Raw genomic sequence first — 7,193 nt, 5'->3', positions numbered from 1 at the left:
AATTTTAATCAGCGAGTCAGCTTGGGAAGAAATGACCTGCTTATTCGCACCTTCCCTAACGGTTAAAGTGATGAAAATATTTAAAAGAGTCTGGAAAATACATCTTCTGGTGATATAACAAAATGACACAACGAGCGTTGAGGGGAATTTATGTTTAAAAACATTAGCGTCCGAACGTTTATCCTGGTGTTTATTTTGGCGGTATTTTTTATTGCGGATGTGATCTGCCTTATATTGTCTAAAAATATATTCTTGCTTTTGGCTATTAATATTATATGGGTGGCAGCGATCGCCTTGCTGTGGCTGTATATGACCAAATATCTGGTCACGCCTATCAATGCGGTGAAACGCAGTATAGATGAAGTCAATGATGGCAACCTGTCGGTACGTATTCCGGTCTTTGGCAATAACTGTGCAGGCCGCTTAATTCCGGGGATCAATAACTTATCGAATAATATCTCGACGCTGGTCGCCGAAATACGCAGTTCGTCAGACACGGCGATGACGTTGTCTGAACAGCTGGCGACCCGCAGCGGCGAACTGTCGGTAAAAACGGAACAGCAGTCGGCCACGCTGATGGAAACCGCCGCGAGCATGGAACAAATTGCCGCCAGTACCAAAAATAACGCCGAGCATACGCGGCTGGCCAGCGAGCGCGCGGGTGACGCAACCCAGTGCGCCCGCAAAGGCGGCGCGCTGATGGGGGAAGTGGCGACCAATATGCAGTCTATTACCGACTGCGCCCGGCAGATGACGGAAATTATCGCCATGATTGACGGTATTGCCTTCCAGACCAATATTCTGGCGCTGAACGCGGCGGTTGAGGCGGCGAGGGCGGGCGACCACGGAAAAGGATTCTCGGTGGTGGCCGGTGAAGTGCGTAATCTGGCGCACCGCAGCGCGGAAGCGGCGAAGAGCATCAAGACCTTGATCAATGTCACCAGCGAAAACGTCACCCAGGGGGCAAGTATTGTCGCCGAGGCGGAGAAAAATATGCAGGAGATCGTGACCGGCTCTGGCGAGCTGAACGGTCTGATGGAGCAGATTGCGGTGTCGACGTCCGAGCAGGAAAAAGGTATCGACCAGATAACCCTGGCGCTGAATGAGCTCGAGACCGTCACGCAAAGCAATATTACGGTGGTCGAAGAGCTGGCGAGATCGTCGGATATTCTGAAACGTCAGGTTATTGAGCTACAGTCGCGGACGCAGAATTTCCGCGTTGGTGACGAACAGCAGGCTGCATCTCCACGCCCGGCCATCGTAGGTCAACCGCTACAGCCTGCGGTGGCGGGCAGCAGCGAGCAGAATTTCTGGCAATCGTTTTAACCCGTTTTGCTTCCCTCACCCCGGCAGAAATGCCGGGTTTTTTTTGCCTTACGCCCACTCACTGCCGCTTTTATGAACGATTTCAGCGCCATGGCGCAGTCACAAGTTGCTTAACAAAGCGAGATGGCTAGACTATCAGGATAAAGAGCGGTGAGCGGAGGCGAAGTGGAAGCCATAAAAGGATCTGACCTTAACGTACCCGATGCGGTATTTGCGTGGCTGCTGGATGGCAAGGGCGGCGTGAAGCCGTTAACCGATGCGGACTGTGTCAGCCAGGACAATCCGTGCTGGCTGCACCTGAACTATACCCATCCAGACAGCGCCCAATGGCTGGCGACCACGCCGCTGCTGCCAAACGTGGTGCGCGATGCGCTTGCTGGCGAGAGCCTGAGGCCGCGGGTGAGCCGCTTGGGTGAGGGGACGCTGATTACGCTGCGCTGCATTAACGGCAGCACCGATGAACGACCCGATCAGCTGGTGGCGATGCGTCTGTATATTGACGAACGTATGATTGTCTCTACCCGCCAGCGGAAAGTGCTGGCGCTTGATGACGTGGTCAGCGATTTGCAAGAGGGCAGCGGCCCGACGGACTGTGGCAGCTGGCTGGTGGATATTTGCGATGCGTTGACCGATCACGCCAGCGAGTTCATTGAACAACTGCACGATAAAATTATCGACCTTGAGGATAACCTGCTGGAGCAGCAGGTACCGCCGCGCGGTTTTCTGGCGCTGCTGCGTAAGCAGCTTATCGTCATGCGCCGGTATATGGCTCCACAGCGTGATGTTTACGCCAGGCTCGCCAGCGAACGTCTGTCGTGGATGACCGATGACCAGCGCCGACGGATGCAGGATATCGCCGATCGTCTGGGACGCGGGCTGGATGAGATTGACGGCTGTATTGCGCGTACGGCAGTCATGACCGATGAAATTGCCCAGATGATGCAGGAATCGCTCTCCCGACGAACCTATACCATGTCATTGATGGCGATGGTTTTTCTGCCGAGTACCTTCCTGACCGGGCTGTTTGGCGTCAACCTTGGCGGCATCCCCGGCGGCGGATCGCATCTGGGTTTTTCGCTCTTCTGCATTATGCTGGTGCTGCTGATAGGCGGTGTTACGTGGTGGTTACATCGTAGTAACTGGTTGTAAAAAATCGCCTTTTTTACCCCCTTAGGATAGGGTAACGCCACTTAATTTGAGCGAAGTCAATAAAACGGTATGCCAATCGAGGCAATATCGATCTCGCAGGTGAATGCAACGTCAAGCGATGGGCGTTGCGCTCCATATTGTCTTACTTCCTTTTTTTGAATTACTGCATAGCACAATTGATTCGTACGACGCCGGCTTAGAATAGTCGGCTTTTTTTTGTCCTTTTTCCGCGGCCTGACCGCACCCGCCGATTAATTTGTCGCATCCCGCGGCGAGATCTGCGACGATACGCGCCTGCTGACCGTTAGCCCCCTAATTCGCGAGAAAATATTGTGACCGCTTTTGCCACCCTGAATGCCCTTCCTGCCGCCCAGCTCGATAATCTGAACGATCTGGGCTATCTCTCTATGACGCCGGTTCAGGCCGCGTCGCTGCCGGCAATTCTGGCCGGGAAGGACGTGCGCGTGCAGGCAAAAACCGGCAGCGGTAAAACGGCGGCGTTTGGTCTCGGTCTGCTTCAACACGTTGATGCCAGCCTGTTCCAGACCCAATCGCTGGTGCTGTGCCCCACGCGTGAGCTGGCCGATCAGGTCGCTGGTGAAATTCGTCGACTGGCCCGCTATCTGCCGAATATTAAAGTGCTGACGCTGTGCGGCGGTCAGCCGTTCGGCGCACAGCGGGATTCCTTACAGCACGCGCCGCATATTATTGTGGCGACGCCGGGCCGCCTGCTGGATCACCTGCAAAAGGGCACCGTTTCGCTGGATGCCCTGCATACGCTGGTGATGGATGAAGCGGACCGCATGCTGGATATGGGCTTTAGCGATGCGATGGATGAGGTGATCCGCTTTGCGCCCGCATCTCGCCAGACGCTGCTGTTCTCCGCCACCTGGCCGGAGGCCATTGCCGCCATCAGCGGCCGCGTGCAGCGCTCGCCGGAGACAATCGAAATCGACAGCGTTGATGCATTACCGGCGGTAGAGCAACAGTTCTTTGATGTGCCGCGCCACGGTAAAATTGCACTCTTACAGCAGCTGCTGAGCCAGCATCAGCCAGCATCCTGCGTCGTGTTTTGTAATACCAAAAAAGATTGCCAGGCCGTGTTTGAGGAGCTGAATGCCGCAGGGCAGAGCACGATCGCCTTACACGGCGACCTTGAACAGCGCGACCGCGATCAGACGCTGGTGCGCTTTGCCAACGGCAGCGCGCGTATTCTGGTGGCAACCGACGTCGCGGCTCGCGGGCTGGACATCAAATCGCTGGCGATGGTGGTGAACTACGAGCTGGCGTGGGATCCGGAAGTGCATGTTCACCGTATTGGCCGTACCGCCCGCGCGGGTAACAGCGGGCTGGCGGTAAGTTTCTGCGCGCCGGAAGAGGCGCAGCGCGCCAATATCCTGGCCGAAATGCTGCAATTAAAGCTGAACTGGATGCCGGAACCGGCCAAAACGCGCGTTACGCCGCTGGCGCCGGAAATGATGACCCTGTGCATCGACGGCGGTAAAAAGGCCAAGATGCGCGCGGGAGACGTGCTGGGCGCATTAACCGGTGACGTGGGGCTGGTGGCTGCGGATATCGGGAAAATTGACGTGCACCCGGCGCATGTCTACGTGGCGGTGCGCGAAGGCGTGGCCCATCAGGCCTGGAAACTGCTGCAGAAAGGGAAAATCAAAGGCAAAGCGTGCCGTGCGCGTCTGCTGAAATAACCGCTTGAATCAGCGTCTCAGGCCGCAGCCTGAGACGCTAAATCGCTTACTTCACTTCGACCACGTTCAGACGCAGCTCGTCCAGCTGGCCGTCTTCTTCTTCCGGCTGCCAGCCCATCGGCTGTAGCGGCAGCTCTTCCCGATCAAACGCCAGGTCACCGCCGTCAACCACTTCAGAACCGTGGGTCAGTCCTTTGAAGTCAAACAGGCTGGTATCGCACAGGTGCGACGGTACCACGTTCTGCATCGAGCTGAACATGGTCTCAATACGGCCAGGATAGCGTTTATCCCAGTCACGCAGCATATCGCCAATCACCTGACGCTGCAGGTTCGGCTGCGAACCACACAGGTTACACGGAATGATCGGGAACGCTTTCGCTTCGGAGAAGCGCTCGATGTCTTTTTCACGGCAGTAGGCCAGCGGGCGGATAACGATATGTTTGCCGTCATCGCTCATCAGCTTCGGCGGCATCCCTTTCATTTTCCCGCCGTAGAACATGTTCAGGAACAGGGTTTGCAGAATGTCATCGCGGTGATGGCCGAGGGCAATTTTCGTCGCACCCAGTTCGGTGGCTGTCCGATAGAGAATACCGCGGCGCAGGCGAGAGCACAGCGAGCAGGTGGTTTTGCCTTCCGGGATCTTCTCTTTCACGATGCCGTAGGTGTTCTCTTCGACAATTTTGTACTCGACGCCCAGCTTCTCAAGGTATTCCGGCAGAATATGCTCCGGGAAGCCCGGCTGCTTCTGGTCGAGGTTGACCGCCACCAGGCTGAAGCTGATCGGCGCGCTCTGCTGCAGGTTGCGCAGAATTTCCAGCATCGTGTAGCTGTCTTTGCCGCCGGACAGGCAGACCATAATACGGTCGCCATCTTCAATCATGTTGAAGTCGGCGATGGCTTCGCCCACGTTACGACGCAGACGCTTCTGTAATTTGTTCAGATTGTATTGTTCTTTTTTGCTAATTTCTTGATTTTGTTGCATTTAATAGTTACTCAGAAATCTAAATGGAAACTCAGGCCCACTACAGCGTCTTCCAGTCCATTTGATTTACGATAAAAGCGCTGTCCCGCGCTGACGGCGAATCAGCGAATGTGTGGCGTGTATGGTACGGATTACGGCGACGAATGCCAGCATGTTTTGCACGACAGCGCCGACTGACCCGCCGATGGTCGTTGCCACGCGGTAAATGTTGTTCGTCTTCAATGGGTTCACGCCGTGGGGCACGGGATGACTTGATCTTTTTATGTGTCCTATAATACTGTATATATAAACAGTATTATTGAGTGGTTGAATATGAAGGCGCCTTATCTCTCTAAACCCGAACCCCCTGTCAAACTGCCGCTGTTCTTAGAGCGGGTTCCCTGCGGTTTTCCTAGCCCGGCTCAGGATTATGTGGAAGAAAGTCTGGATCTGACTGCGCTGGTGGTCAAGCATCCCAGTGCGACCTATTTTATCCGGGTGAGCGGGGATTCGATGATTGGCGCGGGGATCGGTGATGGCGACCTGCTGGTCGTGGATCGCTCACTAAAAGCCTGCCATGGCGACATCGTGGTGGCGGCGGTGGCGGGGGAGTTTACGGTTAAAGAGCTGCGAATCCGGCCATCGGTTCAGCTGGTTGCGCATAATGCTCGCTATGCGCCGATTGTTTTTCACGCGGAAGAGGAGCTGCAAATCTTCGGCGTCGTGACCTTTAGTTTAAAAGCCCATAAATATGTTCGCGCTGGTTGATGTTAACAATTTCTATGCTTCCTGTGAGACGGTCTTTCGCCCCGATCTCCAGGGTAAACCAGTGGTCGTGGTGTCCAATAACGATGGGTGCATTATTTCGCGCTCGGCAGAGGCAAAAGCGCTCGGTATCAAGATGGCTGCGCCGTATTTTAAAATTAAGGATGAGCTGCGCCGTCAGGGAGTAACCGTTTTTAGCTCAAACTACGCGCTGTATGCCGATCTTAGCCATCGGGTCATGCAGACGCTGCTGGCGTTCGTGCCGAATGTCGAGATTTATTCTATTGATGAAGCGTTTATCGATCTGTCGGGCTGCCGTTCGCTGGAATCATTTGGCCACCAGATACGCGAAACGGTGCAGAAGCATACCGGGCTGACGGTCGGCGTGGGGATCGGGCCAACCAAAACCCTCGCCAAACTGGCGAACCTGGCCGCTAAAACCTGGCGTAAAACCCATGGCGTGGTGGATCTTTCAGCGACAGAGCGCCAGCGCAAGCTGCTGGCGCTGCTCCCGGCACATGAAGTCTGGGGAGTCGGGCGTCGCACGCGTAAAAAACTCGAACTGATGGGCATTGAGACAGCATTGCAGCTTGCTGACACGTCAACATGGGTGATTCGCCAGCATTTTAACGTGGTGATGGAGCGTACGGTGCGGGAGCTGCGCGGCGAGTCTTGCCTGGCGCTTGAGGAGTTTGCGCCTATTAAGCAGCAAATTATCTATAGCCGTTCGTTTAGCCACCGCATCACGGACTACGATGAAATGCATCAGGTTGTTTGTGCTTATGCTGAACGCGCAGCGGAGAAACTGCGTGCGGAAAGGCAGTACTGTTGTGTGATTAGTCTGTTTATGCGCACCAGCCCGCATGCGGTAAATGAGGTATTTTACGCGCCGCAGTCTAGCGGCAGGCTGGCCGTTCCGACCTGTGACACCCGAGATATTATTCGTGCAGCGACCCGTTCGCTGGACACCGTCTGGCGCGAGGGTTTTCGTTATATGAAGGCGGGGGTGATGCTAAGCGATTTTTTCAGCCAGGGCGTAGCGCAGCTTAACTTGTTTGACCCTCATCCGCCGCAGGCTAACGGGCACGCGTTGATGCAGGTTATCGATAGTATTAATCACTCGGGACGGGGGCACATTGGCTTTGCCGGTAAAGGGATTGAACAGGCATGGGCAATGAAGCGAGCGATGCTGTCTCCTGGCTACACAACGCGCTATACGGATCTGCCGGTTGCCAGATAGCGGGCTGCCATTAAGGCCACGCTGAGCGGCCTTAATGGGCGTGCTT

Annotated in this window: 6 protein-coding genes; 5 read left to right on the top strand and 1 reads right to left on the bottom strand. The window is 55.3% G+C overall.

The annotated features are described in order from the left end of the window. Positions 1 to 150: 150 nt before the first annotated feature. From V6942_RS11135 to dbpA, 3 genes are all read left to right on the top strand, one after another. On the top strand, positions 151 to 1,326 hold the full coding sequence (locus V6942_RS11135) for a methyl-accepting chemotaxis protein (RefSeq protein ID WP_106928940.1): 1,176 nt from the start codon (positions 151 to 153) through the stop codon (positions 1,324 to 1,326). A 165-nt stretch (positions 1,327 to 1,491) separates the two neighbouring features. Further along, entirely contained in the window at positions 1,492 to 2,475 is a 984-nt protein-coding gene (zntB, locus tag V6942_RS11130; RefSeq protein WP_182930643.1) for a zinc transporter ZntB, read from the top strand. Positions 2,476 to 2,807: 332 nt separating this feature from the next. Continuing rightward, positions 2,808 to 4,181 (top strand): ATP-dependent RNA helicase DbpA, encoded by a 1,374-nt coding sequence (gene dbpA, locus V6942_RS11125; RefSeq protein WP_106928938.1) that lies wholly within the window; start codon positions 2,808 to 2,810, stop codon positions 4,179 to 4,181. 46 nt (positions 4,182 to 4,227) lie between these two features. Here dbpA and ttcA read toward each other — a convergent pair whose 3' ends face one another. Further along, positions 4,228 to 5,163, bottom strand: a complete 936-nt coding sequence (gene ttcA / locus V6942_RS11120) for a tRNA 2-thiocytidine(32) synthetase TtcA (RefSeq protein WP_333501255.1) — start codon at positions 5,161 to 5,163, stop codon at positions 4,228 to 4,230. Between the two features lie 312 nt (positions 5,164 to 5,475). On the opposite strand from ttcA, the gene umuD reads away from it, so the two are divergent. Continuing rightward, on the top strand, positions 5,476 to 5,910 hold the full coding sequence (gene umuD, locus V6942_RS11115; RefSeq protein WP_333501254.1) for a translesion error-prone DNA polymerase V autoproteolytic subunit: 435 nt from the start codon (positions 5,476 to 5,478) through the stop codon (positions 5,908 to 5,910). Beyond that, positions 5,894 to 7,147 (top strand): translesion error-prone DNA polymerase V subunit UmuC, encoded by a 1,254-nt coding sequence (umuC, locus tag V6942_RS11110; RefSeq protein WP_106928933.1) that lies wholly within the window; start codon positions 5,894 to 5,896, stop codon positions 7,145 to 7,147. The genes umuD and umuC overlap by 17 nt, the downstream gene beginning before the upstream one ends. Positions 7,148 to 7,193: the final 46 nt, after the last annotated feature.

The sequence above is a fragment of the Kluyvera genomosp. 2 genome, from assembly GCF_036759865.1.
GTDB classification, from domain to species: Bacteria; Pseudomonadota; Gammaproteobacteria; order Enterobacterales; family Enterobacteriaceae; genus Kluyvera; species Kluyvera ascorbata_B.
The sequence above is the reverse complement of the archived record's forward strand: the minus strand, read 5'-3'. Positions and strand labels throughout refer to the sequence as shown.